This is a genomic window from Aerococcus sp. HMSC10H05, assembly GCF_001806975.1.
GTDB classification, from domain to species: Bacteria; Bacillota; Bacilli; order Lactobacillales; family Aerococcaceae; genus Aerococcus; species Aerococcus viridans_B.
Genome location: NZ_KV786996.1, coordinates 1 through 18,925 on the forward strand (window position 1 = coordinate 1; position 18,925 = coordinate 18,925).

Here is an 18,925-nt window from a genome sequence, read left to right on the forward strand (position 1 = left end):
AATCGAAAGATTCCTCCTACTCGATTTATATATAGCTTAATCTCTTGAATAATCTTTATTATCACCTTGTAGTTCAGGGTTCGTCTCTACTTCGTGATACATGTTATAGATTGCAAGGATTACAAACAAGAATAAAAAGGCTGTTTGTAACCAAAATATTGTTAAGTCAAACATACCATGTAATAATACAATACTGCAGAAACTACATACTAAGGCTAAACGCCTTCTAAGAATAGGATATTTTCGCATTTGGAGGATTTTTTTACCAAGCGATATGATCGAGGGTAGTAGGATACCGCTACCAACCACACCGTATGAAAGTAAGGTATCTAAGATGATATTGTGCGCGTGTTGGGTATACTTTTCACCGTAATCCTGCCAAACATTTAGATAAGTAAGTGGACCTTGTCCAAACCAAAAGTTATCTCTTAATCCCTTTAAAGCAATTTCCCAAATGACGAATCTGTCCTCAAAAGCAAAACCTAAATCTTCAAATCTTGGAAGAAAACTTAGTTTTATCGAAAGTAGGGTACCAATGCTAGCAGTGAGAAATGTACCAACGGCTATTTTTTTATAACCCAATACGAAATAGAATACAAAGAGCGTACCAATCACCACAAGGAGTGATGTACGAGTTCCAGTATAAATAATCGCGAACAGGTTGCAAAGTGATATGAATAAGAAAACAAATTTTTTGCGGTATTTGGTTGTCCGCATCATTTTGTAAAGACCAATAAAGAAGAAAAATTCTAGCATCATGGCATAGTAATTAGGATTCGCAAAAGTTGCTTCAGCTCTTCCATTATGGATACGATTAATTTCAGGAGATATAAAAATATAATCCCATTCGGGCACCCAATTTAAATATTCAAATGTTGCGAATATAAAAATAATAAATGAACCAATTAAAGCAATGTTTAATAATTCTTCAACAAAATAGGGTCGAATAACTTGCTGGTAATAGTTAAAGTAAATTGCGATTGGAATAAAAGCAATTGATATACCTAATCCTGCCCAGTTTTGAAAGATAAATGAAATCACAGCTGAATAAGCAATAAATACCCATATTGAGGTAGGCACCTCTCGTTTAATGTACCGGGGGCCAAGAAGTCCTAACATGAATAGAAATATAAATATTACAGCGAATGTAACAAGTGTCATGTAAAACGGAAATAAGTTACTGATAAATAAAATCGCAATCAGTAATGATTGAACTGGCCAGGTTAGTTGAGCTTCTGGTCTATTCACCAAAAGTACACCTCCCTAATATAATCATAGATATCATTATAGCAACTTTTTACCGAAAAAACATATCCAGCCTTTAATATTATTATATTTTTAACACCTTAATATCAAGCAGTATAATTAAAAGATGTCTTGAATAATGATATAATGAGTTATATTAATTGGAGGGACAGATATGGAAAAACTCATTTGGACTGGGCTTGATGAAAAAGATTTCAGATCTTACAAGTCTTGGATCAACAACGGTAGTCCTGGTATTTGTGGTACCTACTGTGCTGCAGTATTAACACATTATACGGTTTTAAGAGATACCAACCATCAAATGGAGAAAAATGACCTTATTGACGCTTTTAAAAAAGTAATTGATGATTACCATCTACATAGTGGTACTTTCTACTGGAATGTAGAGAATGGGTTAAATTCGATATTTAATTTCAAGAACTATCGCGCAAAATCTGGATTATTACCCGATATTGAAGTGCCTAAAATAATTGATCAATACCAATCACCTGTTATTGTAGGTACTTTAAAATATTTAGGGTCCTCTTATAAAAATCATTGGCTACTTGTATATGCTTACGCATATGATGACAAATATGATTTATATTTTAAAGCCTATGATAATCATGGTAATTACAAAGCGATTATTCCTGCTAAACAGACAAATGCCTATATCTATTTGGAACCAATTCAAACATCATCGACAGATGTTTCACTAAAAGAAGAGCCAAATGATTTTACAGAGGATATTACTATAAAGACCAATCAAGCAAGGGTAAATTTTTTAGAAAAGCAGGCTAAAGAATCTGAAGAACGTAAGAAAAAACAAATATTTGGGAAAGAGTGGAAAGAATGGAAAGATATGATTATATAAGTATCGGCGGCGGCAGTGCTGGTATAGCTTCAGCTAACCGCGCAGCTGAATATGGGGCCAAAGCACTAATTATTGAGAAAAGAGATGTGGGTGGCACATGTGTCAACCGAGGTTGTGTGCCTAAAAAGATTTCTTGGCATGGTACAATGTTAAGAGATCAAATCAATGAATATGGTTCTGCATATGGGCTAAATTTCACAGAAGAAGGTCCAGTTGACTATACAACAATGAAAGCTAATAGAGATGCATATATTGACCGTGTCCATAGAGGTTATGCTTCTGGTTTTGAGTCACGTGGTACACATTATTTAGCAGGTGAGGCGAAATTTATCGACAATCATACCGTAGAGGTCGACGGTGTACAATATACAGCACCTCATATTGCCATCGTACCAGGTGGACGTCCTCGTTTAATTGAACTACCAGGTATTGATTTAGTAGATACTTCTGATGATTTCTTTGATTGGGAAACCTTACCAAAAAGTGTCCTTATCATTGGTGCAGGATATGTAGCTACAGAATTCGCAGGTGTCTTAAATGGTTTAGGTGTCAAAACAACTCAAGCTGTTCGACATGATCGACCATTACGTAATTATGATGCATCAATTATTGAAGTTTTAGTTGACGAAATGAAGAGAACTGGCATTGAATTACTGACACAAAGTGATCCTGAGTCAGTCGAAAAATTAGATAATGGTTTGCTCCGTGTAAACTTTAAAAATGGTCACTTTGCTGAAGCCGAAAAAGTGATATATGCTATTGGACGAACACCCAATACGGATAATATCGGTTTGGAGAATACAGATGTCATTTTAACTGAATCAGGACATATCAAAGTTGATGAATACCATCATACTAATGTAGAAGGATTGTATGCTTTTGGTGATGTTATTGGTAAGGTGGACCTCACACCAGTAGCAATTATGGCAGGTAGAACCTTATCAGATACGCTTTTTAATCATGCAGAACCTTACTTACTAGATTATAATACTGTACCAACAGTCATTTTCACTCATCCTGCAATTGGTGCGATTGGTTATTCTGAAGAAGCTGCAAAAGAAATATTTGGCGCAGATCAAGTGAAGGTCTATAATTCAAACTTCACCCCTATGTATTCAGCAGTTTCTGAAAATCGCCAATCTGCACGTTTTAAGTTAATTACACAAGGGCCTGATGAAGTGGTTATTGGTGTTCATGGTATTGGTTATGCAGTTGAAGAAATGATGCAAGGTTTTGCTGTTGGTGTTCGATTAGGTTTAACTAAGAAACAATTTGATCAAACAATTGCTATTCATCCAACAGGGGCAGAAGAATTTGTAACAATGAGGTAGTTAAAAAATAAAAACGTCTATCTAGGCTTCGTATCCTAGATGGACGTTTTTTATAATGAAGATTAACTTTTAACAATGTTTCTAGCGATATACACGCTCAATATAGATTTTAAATCCCATATCTGTAACATCAAAAGTAACATAATCGATAACCGCAGCTAGAATTTCCGTATTAAAAGTATCATTACGAATGCCTAGAAGATCTTCATAATAATATTCAATTTCAGGTTGTCTTTTAGCATTTAAGTCATCTAATAGATCAATAAAAGATTGTGGAAGATCAGCTTTTTTACCGTCAAATTTAATGACAGAAGTAGATTGTTTATCAGCCGCAATACATAAATCCATTTGGTATCTATTAATTTCATAGTCATCAAATAAATTCATAAATTCTGATACAATACGATTAACCTTTGCGTATTCTCTCATTTTTGTTCATTCTCTCCTTTATGACATCAAATATAGGAACAAGAAAAGCTGCGACGAACCCTCCAGAAAATCCGTTATTATATAGATTTAAGCCGGCATGGGCATCACCAGTATTATTGACGACGGCAGCATGTAGGGCACCAGCAATAAGGCCAGCACCCCATCCATAATATCCAGCAATTGGTGCAAGAGTGGTACCGAATAATGCGGATAATAATGCACTTGTTGTATTCGGATTATCTATATGCATGGCAATTTGCATCAAATATATACCAGCCATGATAGGAATAATATTAAAGGGGTGTTTACCAAACGCTGCAAAACCTACAACGGTCAAGACACCACCAACCACTGCACCCTCTAAATGCCCATTAACAATATGCACATATCCAATTGCAATTAAACCGAGAATACCCATATTCATTAAGGTAATGGGGGTACCAAATTCAATTACCACATCTGAAATTAATTGTCCAGAAGCTTTACGCAATTTCATATACCCTTTAAATGAATAATTGTTCAAGATAAATCCAGATAAGAAAAGCACCAGTGAAAAGAGGATAAAGAACCAAGTAACAAGTGAACTAGATAATTGTTGTGGTTCAATGTCGTAAGTTACTGGTAATTCAAAAACCCGCATAATTGAGGCAATCACTAAACCGATCACGCCAGCAGTGAAGCCAATATTGTATAAATTAAATCCTTGATGGAATCGTAGAAAGCTAGATGAAACTGGATGAATCACGAAACCAATAATGATACCCGCCAATATACCAATTGGCATACCTATGAAAATTGGTAATCCCTGGCCAAATGTGATTAAGGATACTACAGGGCTTAGTGCAGATGAGAAAAGGGCACCCAATAGTAAGTTAGCAATCGGCGTATCAGCATACTTACTATAAAGATAAGTACCGATTAGAAAAGGAATCGAATTATATAAGTTTTTTCCGAAGAAAGAAAATCCCATAACTGTGAATACAGCAGCTAATAATGGTCCCGTAATTTTAGGTGCATTACGATGTATAAAAAAAGTATTGGCTAAGGTAAGTATCCCAACATTTAGAAAAGTCGCACCGATGCCACCAACTTCAAAGTAGTCTGTTATTAGATTACTTGGTGATAAGAGGATCGTACAATAACCAGATATCAAAGAACTAGGTGATTGAACACTTAGACCAAATAATATAAAAATGCTTGCTACTGTATAAAAGAACAAGGGTTTTATTTCTGTTTTACCGAAGAATAGATGTAAAAAACGATATAGCTGATTGTTGAGCATTTTACGCATTTAAAACCACCTTTATTATTAAAATGAAAATTTATTGATTATTTATATATACTATCAAGAAGTTGATAGGTAGACAAACAAAAAATGCAAACACAAATAATGCATAAACGAAAAAGTATTATTATTTATGCGAAGATAATTAGTTTTGTCAATGACATATCGGAACGAAATTTCATTCTACTAATATTTGTTTTATTCAAATCAAAAAGGGCTATGACAAAGCTGTCATAACCCTTTTTAGTTTAAAAGTAAGTGGATAAATCGTTATTTATTTAACTCTGAACTGACATCAAATTTTTTATCTAAACCAGTTGTACGAATAATAAATTTGCTGATTTCAACGTAAAGTACGACTGAAGCAGCTCCTAATAGGATAACAGTCCACATTTGCAGTGCCATTGGGTCTCCTAATAAATGAACAGTACCAAAGGCGTCATTTAAACCAGGTACGAATACAGTAATTAACATTAACATTGTTGAGGCTAGTACTGCGATATTCAACCACTTATTGTCAAATGGATTTGAAGCAAATAATGATTTGAATACTGATTTCGAGTTATATGCATGGAATAATTGGATAAATGCTAAGGTTAGAAAAGCCATGGCTTCAGCATCTTCCAAAGGTACACCCATGTGGTAACGTCCAAACCAGAATACAAATAGGGTTACACCACCTTCATAAATACCTTGGTAAATAATTGAAGGTAATACACCATTAGATAATAGGTTACCAGAACGTCCACGAGGTGTGTGTTCCATAACATCTGATTCTGCTGCTTCAAGACCTAAAGCAATTGCAGGGAAGGTATCAGTTACCAAGTTAATCCATAAAATGTGAATTGGTTCAATAATTGTCCATCCAAGCATAGTTGCCACAAATAAAGTCATTACTTCACCCAAGTTAGCTGAAAGTAAGAATTGAACAGCTTTTTGGATATTTGAGAATACTTTACGTCCTTCTTCGATTGCGGTAATGATAGTGGCGAAGTTATCATCAGCAAGCACCATGTCAGAAGCACCTTTAGAAACTTCTGTACCAGTGATTCCCATACCGATACCGATATCTGCTTGTTTTAACGAAGGCGCATCGTTAACACCATCACCCGTCATTGCAACCACTTTATCATGTGACTGCCATGCAGATACGATACGAACTTTATGTTCTGGAGATACACGTGCATACACAGAATATTTTTCAACATTCGCAGCTAATTCTTCATCTGTTATTTCATTCAAGTGTGCACCAGTTGTAACAGCTTCTTCTTGACCTTCTTCAATAATGCCTAAACGAGCTGCGATAGCTGCAGCAGTATCTTTATGGTCACCAGTAATCATAACTGTACGGATACCAGCTTGTTTTGCTGTAGCAATTGAGTCACGAGCTTCAGGACGTTCAGGGTCAATTTCACCGACCATACCAGCAAAGATTAAATCATGCTCCAGAGACTCCGTATTCAATTCAGCTGGTAATTCATCAATATAACGGTAAGCCATACCTAATACACGCAATGCTTGAATTGCCATACCATGGTTAGCGTCTAACAGTTCTTTACGCGCTGTTTCATCTAATGGTAGAATTTCACCCTTATTCACATAGTGTGTACATTTGTCGATAATAACATCAGGTGCCCCCTTAGTCATTGAAACATATTTGCCATGTGATTGCTCTTCACCCAAAGTTTCGTGAACTGTTGTAGACATTTTACGGTCAGAATCAAACGGTACTTCACCAACACGAGGTTGAACTTTAATGGTTTCACGAACATCGTAACCTTTATCGAACCCAAATTGAATCATTGCTGTTTCAGTAGGGTCACCAGCTAATGAACCATCTATAGCGATAGTAGCATCATTAGCCATGTTCATTACGCGAAAAACGGGTTCGTTATGGTCAATATCCTCTGTAGCGTCATGTAATTTACCATTGTAGTATACTTTTTCGATGGTCATTTTGTTTTGTGTAAGCGTACCAGTTTTATCTGAACAGATAACTTCAGTACCACCTAGGGTTTCTACAGCCGGTAATTTACGTACTAAAGCACGCCGATCAGCCATTTTTTGTGTACCTAATGCAAGAATAATTGTTGAAATTGCTGGTAAACCTTCAGGAATGGCAGCTACTGCAATTGAGATGGCTGTTAATAGCATTGTAATCCAGTTAAATCCACGTAATAAACCTAAAACAAAGATCACAACAGCAATAACTACAATTGCATAAGTAAGGAAACGAGTTAACCCATTCATATTTTCTTGTAATGGGGTTGTTTTGCCTTCAGCATTGTCTAACATTTCAGCAATGTTACCAACTTCAGTATCCATACCTGTTGCTGTGACGACACCTTCACCACGACCATAAGTAACGTTAGTAGAAGAGAATCCCATATTTAAACGGTCACCAATACCTGCGTCAGCTTCCACTGGTACAATATCTTTTGTCACTGGTACTGACTCACCGGTTAAAGCGGCTTCTTCAATTTGTAATGAACTCGCTTTAAATAGGCGTATATCTGCAGGAACTACGTCACCAGCTTCTAGAATTACAATATCACCAACAACGATATCTTTAGAATTAATCGCTTGAACTTCCCCGTCGCGTCGAACGTTTGCTTTAGGTGAAGACATTTTTTTAAGAGAGTCAATTGCATCCTCAGCTTTATTTTCTTGAACAACACCCATAATTGCATTAATTAATACAACTGCAAGGATGATAATAGCATCTACCATACCGTGCATACCTTCTAAAATTAAAGAAAGCGCTGCAGCAATTAATAAGATAATAATCATTAAATCTTTAAATTGATCCAAGAACTTCTGTAAGGTAGATTTGCGTTCACCTTCCTTAATTTCATTCGGTCCATTCTTCTCTAAGCGACTAGCAGCTTCAGCATCTGTTAAACCTTCTGTGGAAGAATTTAATGATGTGAATACTTGATCAGTATCTTGAGTGAAGAAAGACTGATTGTTCTTTTCTTCTGACATTAATCATCTCTCCATCCTTTAAATTATTTTCCCTAAAGCAGGCACCTGAGATAGTTTTTCAAAAAAAGACCTATGACTACTCCTCGATAGAGAAATAGCCATAAGTCTCATCTTTTAAGACGGCACCAGCAGATATCTGCCGTATATGTTGGCGCCGCCACGATATAATAATCGCTGATTACTCCCTCATGGAACTGTTTAAGTTAACACAATTATATTTTATTTAGAATAGAATTGCAATAATTAGCCGAAAATAAAATGCGTTAATAACGTCAAAATATGAAGAATAGCAAAAGTTATACTTTTGGGGTATAATTATTGTTCGCGAAAAAAGAAAGGTGTTGAATATGGAATCATCTTACATTCAAATAATTAATCAAAGTTTACCCTTTAACAAGCAACAAATTGAAAATGTATTGGGACTGTTGGAAGAAGGTAATACCGTCCCCTTTATTGCGCGTTATCGTAAGGAAGTAACGCAGTCATTAGACGAAGTTCAAATTAGAGAAATTGAACATGCTTACCAATATACGAAACAGTTAGAGGAGAGAAAGGCATCGGTTCTTGCGAATATTGAAGAACAAGGAAAGTTAACCGATAAACTAGCGGACAAAATTAAAAAGGCAACTGTTTTGCAAACAGTAGAAGATTTATATGCGCCATATAAACAAAAGCGCCGTACTAAAGCGACAATTGCGAAAGAGAATGGTCTAGAAGAATTAGCAAAATGGCTATTTTCATCACCGACTTCAGGTAACGTACAGGCTGAAGCTGAAAAATTCCTAAATGATAAGATTCAAGATACGAAATCAGCTTTGGCTGGCGCTCATGAAATTATGGCTGAATGGATTGCTGAAGATGCAGATATTCGCTTATGGTTACGTAAATATACCTTAAAAGAAGGTAAACTTACTAGTCAGAAACGTAAGAATGCAGAAGATGAAAAAGCAATTTTCGAAATCTATTATGATTTCAGCCAGAATATTCAAAATGTGAAGCCCCATCAAGTTTTGGCCATTAATCGGGCTGAAAAATTAAAGATTTTAAATGTTGCAATTGAGGCAGATGAGTTCCCGATTATTGAATATTTAGTCAATCGCTTTATAAAAGGTCGCCCAGTATCAACACGTGAAATACAATCAGCTATTCAAGATTCTTTAGACCGTTTTCTAAAACCTTCTATTGAAAGGGAAATACGTTCGAAGTTAACGGAAACAGCTGAGCAACATGCCATTGCAACTTTCTCTACTAATTTAGGTAATTTACTGATGCAACCACCATTAAAAGGTCGTGTGGTATTGGGATTGGACCCGGCTTTTAGAACAGGATGTAAACTTGCAGTTGTAGATGCGACAGGTAAAGTATTGGCTAAAGATGTTATTTACCCACATGCACCAGTAAATAAAAAAGCAGAAGCTAGCAAAAAGTTCCTCGAGTTGGTTAATGCGTACGAAATTGAGATGGTAGCGATTGGTAATGGAACTGCTAGTCGAGAATCAGAGCAATTTGTTGCTGAACAAATACAAGACAATAATTTAGACATAGTATACAGTATTGTGAATGAAGCAGGGGCTTCCGTTTACTCAGCAAGTGAAATCGCCCGAGAAGAGTTTCCAGAATATAACGTTGAAGAACGTTCAGCAGTATCTATTGCGCGACGTTTACAGGATCCGTTAGCTGAGTTAGTGAAGATAGAGCCGAAAGCTATAGGTGTCGGCCAGTATCAACATGATGTATCGCAAAAAGAACTAGCAGAAACGCTTGACTTTACCGTTGAAACTGTTGTAAACCGTGTGGGCGTAAATCTAAATACAGCTTCTGCATCATTATTAAGTCATGTAGCTGGGTTGTCTATGGCAGTTGCCAAAAATATAGTAGCCTACCGTAATGAGAATGGTGTCTTTACGGATAGAAAACAGTTAGAGAAAGTGAAACGATTAGGACCGAAAACTTATGAACAAGCGGTTGGTTTTATCAGAATAACTGATGGTGATAATATTTTAGACAATACTGGTATTCACCCTGAGAATTATAAAACAGTTAAAAAGATTTTAAATGACTTAAATATTTCATTAGAGGAACTCCAAACAGAAGAGTCGAGAAAAAAAATTGCAACTGTAGATTTATCGTCTCTGTCTGAAACTTATAAAATTGGAAAAGAAACCTTACTTGATATACAGAAATCCTTATTGACTCCTGGACGTGACCCACGCGAAGACGTAGCTACACCAATTTTAAGATCTGACGTTCTATCATTAAAAGATCTAAAAGTGGGTATGAAATTACAAGGAACCGTACGAAACGTAGTTGATTTTGGTGCTTTTGTTGATGTTGGTGTTAAGCAAGATGGTTTAGTACATATTTCAAGAATGTCTTCAAAATATGTAAGTAATCCAAGTGATATTGTATCAGTTGGTGATATTGTTGAAGTATGGGTGTCAGATGTGGATGATAAAAAAGGTAGAATCGGGTTAAGTATGCTTGAAATTAAATAATCTGATTTTAAATTAGAAATGAATTAAAAAATAATTAAAAAACACTTGATTATTCCATTGAATTTGTTATATTTAAGTTAACTCAAAGAAGGGGAGGTAGAAATAATGATGACTGAACAGATTAAAATTCAAGTAGAACTTGTTTCTACATGCCCACACCAAAATTTATTATTATTATTAGTTAACTGAGGATTCTACCATACTATAGTAGAGTCCTATTTCTCGTGAAATACGGGCTCTTAACTAAGACGCCGGCCCGTATTAACGAGCCGGCGTTTTTGTTAACTATTTTCTTAAACTGGTGCATATCTTTGGTTGAACTTTGAATTCTAATAATATTTACAAATAGATGGGAGAAATCTTTATGAAAAAAATGAAATTTGCTAAAATACTAACAATAATTTTTGCAGTGACAATAATGGGTATAGGTTGTACTCAAGCAACAACCGTCACCTCGAATAATGATCATTCGTCTACTTCATCAGCGGAAGATTATGTTGATTCAGCTGCAGTTAATATTGGAGGATTATGGGAGTTAACTGGTGCAACTGCTGCTTATGGTGTAGTCCAAGATAATGCAATTCAATTAGCTGTTGAACAGCGAAATGATGCGGGTGGTATAGATGGAAAAGAAGTTTACTATCATTCTTATGATAATAAAGGCACTCCTGAAGAAGCAGCGACGGGTATGACATATTTAATTGAACAAGGAAATTCAGTAGTTCTAGGACCTGCAACCGCAGCCTTAACTTTTGCTACACAACCTGTGGCTGAAAATGCAGAGGTACCATTTGTATCTGCAACTACAACCGTCGATGATGCGACAATTAATTCAAAAACGGGAGAAGTATGGGAGTATTTTTATCGCACAAGTTTTGAAATTTCCTTTCAAGGTGCAGCAATTGCTGAATTTGCAAATCAAAATGGCTATTCAACGGCTGCCGTACTGAAAGACAACTCTACAGACTATGGACAAAATTTAACTGATATTTTTGTAGATCATTTTGAAGGTGATGTGATAATTGATGAATCGTATATTTCTGGAGATACGGACTTTAGTTCTGTCCTAACTAATGTAAAATCGCAACAACCTGATGTCATCTTTATTGCTGGCTATTATCAAGAAGCGGGTCCAATTATTAAGCAAGCCAGAGAAATGGGTATTGATATTGCCATTGTAGGACCAAATGGCTTAGGAAATCAAAATATCGTTGAACTTGCAGGTGCAAAGAATATGACAAATGTCTATTATGTAGCTCATTTTGTTTTTACAGAAGATGCTGATCAAGACGTTCAAGACTTCTACAATGCATACGTAGAAAAATTTGGGACAGAACCAGATATGTTTTCTGCAGTAGCTTATGATGCAGCAAATATGGTGATGGATGCTATAGATAAAGCTGATTCTACAGATCCAAAAGCCATAAAAGAAGCGATTGGTAAAACACAAGGGTTCGAAGGAATTGCTTACGATATTTCTTTTGATGAAGAACATAATGTCTCTGCACCAGCGTATATTCAAGAAGTAATGAATGGTGAGCCGACTGAGAATGTTACTGTAATTGAACCGAAATAATATTAAAATCTGTACTTTACTTAGGTAAATGATAAAATATATGTAAGCACTTAAATATTATTGACATATATAGGGGGGACCTTCATGAAAATCAAACAATATATGAGTAAAGATGTAATTACTGTTTCACCAGAGACTTATGTGACAGAGGCTGTGACAAAAATGGAAAGTCACAAAATTCATAATCTTCCAGTTACATCTAATGGGCAATTTGTTGGTCTAATAACTCAAGATATTATTGATGCAAAATCTGCTTCAGATGCAACAAGCTTGAGTATATATGAATTAAACTACATTCTTTCTCAAGCAAATGTTGAGAAGTTTATGGATAAACAAGCCGCAACAGCAACTACTGAATGGATGGTGGAAGAAGCTGCAGAGTATATGCGTAAGCATAACTTACGTGTGCTACCAATTGTTGATGATAATAAAGTCGTAGAAGGTATTGTAACTTATAAAGATATTTTTAAAGCCTTGATTGATTTATCGGGTTACCAACCAGATGATGTGAGTAGCCGAATTGTGGTAAAAGTCATTGAAGATAAAGTAGGTGTACTTTCAGAAATTACGAAAGTATTGGCAGACGCAAATGTTAGTGTTTCCCATATTTTCGTTAATGATGAAGAGGGTATTGAAATTACCATTCAAGTACATACTGGTAAAGGTGAAGCTGCAAGAGTCGCAATTGAAAATGCAGGTTACGAAGTCATTACATTATAAAAACACTAAAAAAGTGGTTTAGATATTGTCATCTAAACCACTTTTTATAATCCCACTATTACTGGCTAGTATTTGAAAGTATATAAATGCGGTCAACAAGAGTTGAACTTGCACGAGAGTAATCTCACTGCCCCCTCAAGGCAGCGCGTCTGCCATTCCGCCATGACCGCAAGTTTTTAAATGTCTAGTGATAATATTATGAATAGCTTCAATAAATATCACATACATTATTATATAAAGATGCAGACTATTTTGCAATATGTTTAGAAAAATCACATAGCATTCAAGACTAGCGTGTTAAAGATAACAAAATATAAGAGATATACGTGTTAGCGTTACTAATGCTGTAGAGATAAATGTTATCAGTTTGATTATGATTAAAAGAAGAGGCAACCTGTAGTGATATGTAAATATCGAAGGTTGCCTTACTAGTAATCGTTTTAAGTTGCATATCCAGATAATTAAATAACGCTAAAGAATACTAATATATTAAACCAACTAAGAAAATAACCGCTATAAAGAATAATAGTAATACACTCAATATGCTATAAAATGCTTTTGAATTGTTAACATTACCTGACTGTAAGAAGTGAATAGATAAAGTTATAATTAGCAAGGCAATTTGCATGAGAGAAAGTAAAAGGACAACAATCATGAAAAATAAAGGTGATAATAGGGAAATTAAAAAGCAAATGAAAGCCACAACCACTGAAATACTATTCATACCAAAAAAATGAGTTAGCCAAACATTGTTGCTAATTTTTTCTGACGCATTATTCCGATTGAATAAATGAATAATAGCTGGTAATAACCACAGGGTAATAATTAAGAATACAAAGGTTTTTAATCCGAATCGCCAAGCAACAAAATCAAAATCCAGATTAGGTAATACAGATAAGTTTGCAAACCACTCATAATGTGACACAAAGTAATTAGCTAAAGATGTAATAGATACTGCATTTAGAATAGCTAATAAAAGTAAACTTGTTATACCATGGTTTGGATTATCGTTAAATTCGTTGGTTGATGGCGATTGAATTGGTTTTTTGATATAAGATAATAAGTAATTAATATAAGATGTCAGATGGTTTTCAGCTTTTTTATTTTTTCGGCGACTAGGCCCGTCGTCTTCATTTTTCTTATCTTGTTTATGATTTTTTCCAAATGAAAAGAAAGGTTTCTTGGTCTTTTTATCTCCTTTGTCTTTATTGGTGGTATCTTGAATAGGAGAATTATTCAACTCCTCATAGGTAGTGTATTGATCGTCATGTTCAATCATTTCATTGGAATATCTTGCTGTTGGGATCTCAATCGTATCATGTAAATCGTCATCCATGTCTCGATTGATCATAATATGATCGCATTGTGGGCAAATTTGCGCATTTGATGGAATAGCCGATTGGCAATTTGGACAAATCATCGTTTTTGTACTCCTTATCTCTGCATCACACTTTTTAGTAATTAATATGCTTAAAAGTGTGTTTTACTTCATATCATGATAACATAGTTTTGAAAGAGACTGTACATTTCTAAAGAATTTTATTGTTTTTTTAAAGGTGTAAAAAGTAGATCCAAAAACACACATTGAATCACTAAATGTGACAAAAAAAGAAGATGGATTGGAATTGTGATAGATCTTCTATGCAAAAAGAGAAATATTTTCTATACATACCATTTGATCAAGAAATATCTCAGCCTTTTTTGGACAAATTGGGTAAGGATTTACCAGGCCTTCCCTGTGTATATTTCAAAAAAATTGAAGAGATTAACGAAGGGAATTTTAACAGAAATTATCCGTGAGAATTATCCATATTTTAGGTCAATTGATCACTTATAATAGAATTTGCGCTTTTTTAGATAAAAAATAAGATTTTGGTTAATTTTTTTAACAATCTTTGCTAAACTATAATTAGCAATAGATAAGAAAGTAATAGAGAGGGAGATGGCATAAATGAAAATGGCACATACTTGCTATCGTGTGAAAGATTTACAGGCATCAAAAGCATTTTACCAAGAAGCATTTGGATTTGAAGTTGCGGAAGAAAAAGATTTTCCTGAACATGAATTTACACTAACCTATTTATCATTACCTAATGATGATTATGAGTTAGAGTTGACATATAACTATGGATCAGAGGCTTATGATTTAGGTAACGGCTATGGACATATTGCGATTGCGGTGGAAGATTTAGAATCACTACATAAAGAACATAGTGAAAAAGGCTTTGATGTCACTGAATTAAAACAATTACCAGGAGATACAAAACCAAGATATTTCTTTGTAACTGATCCAGATGGTTATAAAATTGAAGTGATTCGCTTATAATATTGACAATTCAAGAATTTTAACATGTAAAGCTTTAACTGACAAAAAAAGGATTGTTTTCTATGTAACTTCATGTTAGACTTACTCCATGCGATGAGGCGACACGCACAGCATACTGTAAGTCTGTGCATGTAGTTAAAGAAAGTACACGATGAAAGTCACCACAGGAAGTGGGTACTTGGTCAAAAGCTGATGTGAACAGCTGAGACCCTAGTCTTGGAGAGCGAGGACATTTTTGTCCTCGCTTTTTTTTATCATATAATGAAAGCTTTTTCATTCCAACTAAATAATTTTTAAGTTATAATTATATATATGATTATTTTATATAGGGGGGACTTAATGACAAATAAGAAATTAGTTATTGTTAGTTTAGATGCCTTTGGAACTGATGATTTGGCTTACGCCTTAACGTTACCAAATTTTAATAAATTTCGTCAGGAAGCAGCCTTAGCTGAGAACGTAGAAACTGTTTACCCTTCATTAACTTATATGTGTCATACATCTATAGTGACAGGGCAGTACCCCAAAGACCATGGAATTATTAATAATACTTTGTTGCAACCCGATCTTTTATCACCCGATTGGTATTGGTACACCAGATATATTAAATCACCAACTTTGTTTGAGATTGCCAGTAATCATGGTTTAACTGTATCCACTATATTATGGCCCGTTACTGGTAAAAGTGTTGCTATTGATTATAATATTGCAGAAATTTTTGCTAATCGAAAATGGCACTCCCAGATAGCAGTATCACTTTTCGCATCTTCTCCTAAATATTTACTCGAGAAAAATCATAAATTTGGCCATTTAAGATCAGGTATTAAGCAACCAGAATTGGATGATTTTGTCACTGCTGTAGCAGTTGATACGATAAAAAAAGAAGAACCAGATGTGTTAGCACTTCATCTTGTAGACCTTGATTCTACAAGGCATGGATATGGGGTGAAATCACCTGAATCAAAGGCAGCACTTGAACGTATGGACAATCATTTAGGCCAATTAATGAAAGCGCTTGAGTCTACAGAAGCATATAAAGATGCGCATGTTGTGCTTTTAGGAGATCATTATCAAATTGATACGCATACGGTTATTCGACCGAATCACTTATTTAAAAATGCTGATTTAATTCGAATAGATAAGCAAAATAAGATTCAGGATTATGACGTATATGCTAAAGGAGCAGACGGTTCTACCTATATCTATGTAAAAAATCATGATGATTTTATAATGGATGAATTAAAAACATTACTCACTCCTTTAGCTCCATACATTGATAAGATTTATAGTCAAAATGAGGCGATAGCTTTAGGTGCTGATCCAAATTGCTTTGCGTTAGTTGAAGCTAAAGCAGGTTATTATTTCGAGAGCGATATTGAGCGACCAATATTGGAAGACACAAATAAAAGTATTCCAGGTGTCAAATTTTTAAAAGCCAGTCATGGTTATAGTCCTGAAAAAGAAAATTACACGACAATGTTTATGGCAAAAGGGCCTAAAATCAAAATGGGCGAAACAATATCCAAAGGCCGTCTAATAGACGAAGGCCCGACAATGCTCGCAATGTTAGATTTAGCATTTAATACACCAGTAGAGGGAAAAGTTATAGAACAAATATTCAAATAGCAAATATTGAAATTTGCTATATTAGGGAGGAATCATTTTGGCTAAAGAAAAAGAAGCTGAGACTACCGTTCAAGACATACACTTAGCAGAAGAAATGTATTTTTTTAATATAGGAAATCATTATGAAGCATATAAATTCCTTGGCGCAAAAAAATTATTCAATCATAAAGAAGGTTATCGATTTACGGTATGGGCCCCAAAGGCTAGAGCAGTATATCTAGAAGGAGATTTTACTGACTGGAATGAAATGCAAATGAAAAAAGTTGCAGACACCGGTGCGTGGACGATTGTAAGCCTAGATGCCAAAGAATGGGACCTATATAAATTTGTCATTGAAGATCAGCATGGTGAAAGACGGGAAAAACAGGATCCATTTGCCTTTGCAAGTGAAATCCCCCCAAAAAATGCTTCTGTCATTCAGGACATTCCGTCATATGAGTGGCAGGATCAAAAATGGATAAAACAAAGAAAGAAAATGGACATGTTTGCAAGACCAATCAATATTTACGAAGTTCATATGGCATCTTGGAAAAGACATGCAGATGGTTCAGCATATACATTCTCAGACTTACAAAGGGAGTTAATTCCATATGTAAAAAGGATGGGCTATACACATATTGAATTTATGCCACTGATGGAACATCCTCTGGAAGCTTCATGGGGTTATCAAATATCCGGATATTTTTCGATTGCTGGTAGGTTTGGTCATGATTTTGGCCCTTTGATGGCTTTTGTGGACGCTTGTCATCAAGAAGGAATTGGTGTAATCCTTGATTGGGTCCCTGGACACTTTGTAGTCAATGATGATGCTTTAGCAAATTATGATGGTACCCCGACTTATGAGTATCAAGATCCGAATCGAGCAAATAATGTTAGATGGGGTACTAAGAATTTTGATTTAGGTAGGAATCAGGTCCAATCCTTTTTAATATCTAGTGCTGTTTTTTGGCTAGAAACGTTTCACTTCGATGGTATTCGTGTAGATGCAGTATCTAATATGCTGTATTTAGATTATGATATTGGTCCATGGCAACCTAATAAATATGGTCATAATGTAAACCTTGAAGGACTAGAATTTCTACGTAAATTAAATACAGAAATTCTAAGAAGAGATGCTTCTTATCTGATGATTGCTGAGGAATCTACGGCTTGGTCCGGGGTGACAAAACCAACTAGTCATGGAGGCTTAGGTTTCAGCTTCAAATGGAATATGGGATGGATGAATGATACATTAAAATTCTTTGGTATAGATGCATCGGGTAGGGCATATCATTATAAATTAATCAATTTCACTTTTATGTATATGCATAACGAAAACTTTATTTTACCATTTTCTCATGACGAAGTTGTTCATGGAAAGCATTCACTCCTAGGTAAAATGCCTAATCATAATCGTTATGAAATGTTTGCGAACCTGCGTGTACTTGAAGGTTATCGACTGCTATATCCAGGGAAAAAACTATCCTTTATGGGAAATGAAATAGGCCAATTTTTGGAATGGCGATTTTATGAAGGCTTGGAATGGTCATCGTTAGATAGGGAATTTAATTCAGAGTTTCAAGCTTATATTGCTAAATTAAATGACTTATATAAAACATTACCAGCATTACATGAACAAGATAACCAAACGGAGGGTATCACTATTATTGAAGCAGATGATGACCGAGAAACAACGCTTTCTTTTATTCGACATGGTAAAGAAACTAGCAATATTTTAGTTTGTGCTTTTAATTTTACACCAATTGAGCGTCATAACTATAGAATTGGTGTGCCCTATCCAGGGACTTATAAAGTTATTTTAAATAGTGAAATGAATACATTTGGTGGAAATTGGGAAAGTCAAAGTACTTTTTTTGAAACTGAAGAAGTGCCACATAAAGGTCAACCATATTCACTAAGAATTATATTACCATCGCTTGCTGCGTTTGCATTGACACCCCATAATATCCAGATAGAAATGGCGTCAGTCAATCAAGAGTAATGATAGTAGTTGATGAATTGGTAACCATAGTTTTGTTGGAATGTAATGAACC

The 18,925-nt window shown here is 35.0% G+C and carries 13 protein-coding genes and 1 tRNA gene; 8 read left to right on the forward strand and 6 right to left on the reverse strand.

Annotated elements, in window-relative coordinates; genetic code table 11:
* Nucleotides 1-36 precede the first annotated feature (36 nt).
* Nucleotides 37-1,248 (reverse strand): O-antigen ligase family protein, encoded by a 1,212-nt coding sequence (locus tag HMPREF3116_RS07005; RefSeq protein ID WP_246819074.1) that lies wholly within the window; start codon nt 1,246-1,248, stop codon nt 37-39.
* A 172-nt stretch (nt 1,249-1,420) separates the two neighbouring features.
* On the opposite strand from HMPREF3116_RS07005, the gene HMPREF3116_RS07010 reads away from it, so the two are divergent.
* Complete coding sequence (locus HMPREF3116_RS07010; RefSeq protein WP_070468699.1) at nt 1,421-2,119, forward strand: dihydrolipoamide dehydrogenase; 699 nt, start codon at nt 1,421-1,423, stop codon at nt 2,117-2,119.
* Nucleotides 2,098-3,450, forward strand: coding sequence for a glutathione-disulfide reductase (gene gorA, locus HMPREF3116_RS07015; protein WP_070468701.1), 1,353 nt, complete (start codon nt 2,098-2,100; stop codon nt 3,448-3,450). Before HMPREF3116_RS07010 ends, gorA begins: the two co-directional genes overlap by 22 nt.
* A gap of 81 nt (nt 3,451-3,531) precedes the next feature.
* Here the strand turns inward: gorA and HMPREF3116_RS07020 are convergent, their stop codons facing one another.
* The 3 genes from HMPREF3116_RS07020 to HMPREF3116_RS07030 all read right to left on the reverse strand — a co-directional run bounded on the left by HMPREF3116_RS07020 (nt 3,532) and on the right by HMPREF3116_RS07030 (nt 8,149).
* Nucleotides 3,532-3,879: a hypothetical protein gene (locus tag HMPREF3116_RS07020; protein ID WP_070468703.1), complete on the reverse strand. Its 348-nt coding sequence runs from the start codon at nt 3,877-3,879 to the stop codon at nt 3,532-3,534.
* Entirely contained in the window at nt 3,857-5,170 is a 1,314-nt protein-coding gene (locus HMPREF3116_RS07025) for a DUF1576 domain-containing protein (RefSeq protein WP_083272808.1), read from the reverse strand. The genes HMPREF3116_RS07020 and HMPREF3116_RS07025 overlap by 23 nt, the downstream gene beginning before the upstream one ends.
* Nucleotides 5,171-5,434: 264 nt before the next feature.
* Entirely contained in the window at nt 5,435-8,149 is a 2,715-nt protein-coding gene (locus tag HMPREF3116_RS07030) for a cation-translocating P-type ATPase (RefSeq protein WP_070468705.1), read from the reverse strand.
* Nucleotides 8,150-8,496: 347 nt separating this feature from the next.
* On the opposite strand from HMPREF3116_RS07030, the gene HMPREF3116_RS07035 reads away from it, so the two are divergent.
* From HMPREF3116_RS07035 to HMPREF3116_RS07045, 3 genes are all read left to right on the forward strand, one after another.
* Nucleotides 8,497-10,644: a Tex family protein gene (locus HMPREF3116_RS07035; RefSeq protein ID WP_070468706.1), complete on the forward strand. Its 2,148-nt coding sequence runs from the start codon at nt 8,497-8,499 to the stop codon at nt 10,642-10,644.
* 364 nt (nt 10,645-11,008) lie between these two features.
* The gene (locus HMPREF3116_RS07040; RefSeq protein ID WP_070468708.1) at nt 11,009-12,220 is read left to right on the forward strand and encodes an ABC transporter substrate-binding protein; all 1,212 of its coding nucleotides are present in this window, start codon (nt 11,009-11,011) and stop codon (nt 12,218-12,220) included.
* A gap of 84 nt (nt 12,221-12,304) precedes the next feature.
* Nucleotides 12,305-12,940: a CBS domain-containing protein gene (locus tag HMPREF3116_RS07045; RefSeq protein ID WP_070468710.1), complete on the forward strand. Its 636-nt coding sequence runs from the start codon at nt 12,305-12,307 to the stop codon at nt 12,938-12,940.
* Between the two features lie 87 nt (nt 12,941-13,027).
* On the opposite strand, the gene HMPREF3116_RS07050 is transcribed toward HMPREF3116_RS07045, so the two are convergent.
* Nucleotides 13,028-13,110: transfer RNA gene (locus tag HMPREF3116_RS07050), tRNA-Leu, on the reverse strand.
* Nucleotides 13,111-13,421: 311 nt separating this feature from the next.
* Complete coding sequence (locus HMPREF3116_RS07055) at nt 13,422-14,360, reverse strand: zinc ribbon domain-containing protein (RefSeq protein ID WP_070468711.1); 939 nt, start codon at nt 14,358-14,360, stop codon at nt 13,422-13,424.
* 531 nt (nt 14,361-14,891) lie between these two features.
* On the opposite strand from HMPREF3116_RS07055, the gene HMPREF3116_RS07060 reads away from it, so the two are divergent.
* The 3 genes from HMPREF3116_RS07060 (at nt 14,892) to glgB (ending at nt 18,873) form a co-directional block, all read left to right on the forward strand.
* Nucleotides 14,892-15,266, forward strand: coding sequence for a lactoylglutathione lyase (locus HMPREF3116_RS07060; RefSeq protein ID WP_070468713.1), 375 nt, complete (start codon nt 14,892-14,894; stop codon nt 15,264-15,266).
* A 339-nt stretch (nt 15,267-15,605) separates the two neighbouring features.
* Nucleotides 15,606-16,892 (forward strand): alkaline phosphatase family protein, encoded by a 1,287-nt coding sequence (locus tag HMPREF3116_RS07065; RefSeq protein WP_070468716.1) that lies wholly within the window; start codon nt 15,606-15,608, stop codon nt 16,890-16,892.
* Nucleotides 16,893-16,929: 37 nt separating this feature from the next.
* Nucleotides 16,930-18,873: a 1,4-alpha-glucan branching protein GlgB gene (gene glgB / locus HMPREF3116_RS07070; protein WP_070468718.1), complete on the forward strand. Its 1,944-nt coding sequence runs from the start codon at nt 16,930-16,932 to the stop codon at nt 18,871-18,873.
* The last annotated feature ends 52 nt before the right edge of the window (nt 18,874-18,925 follow it).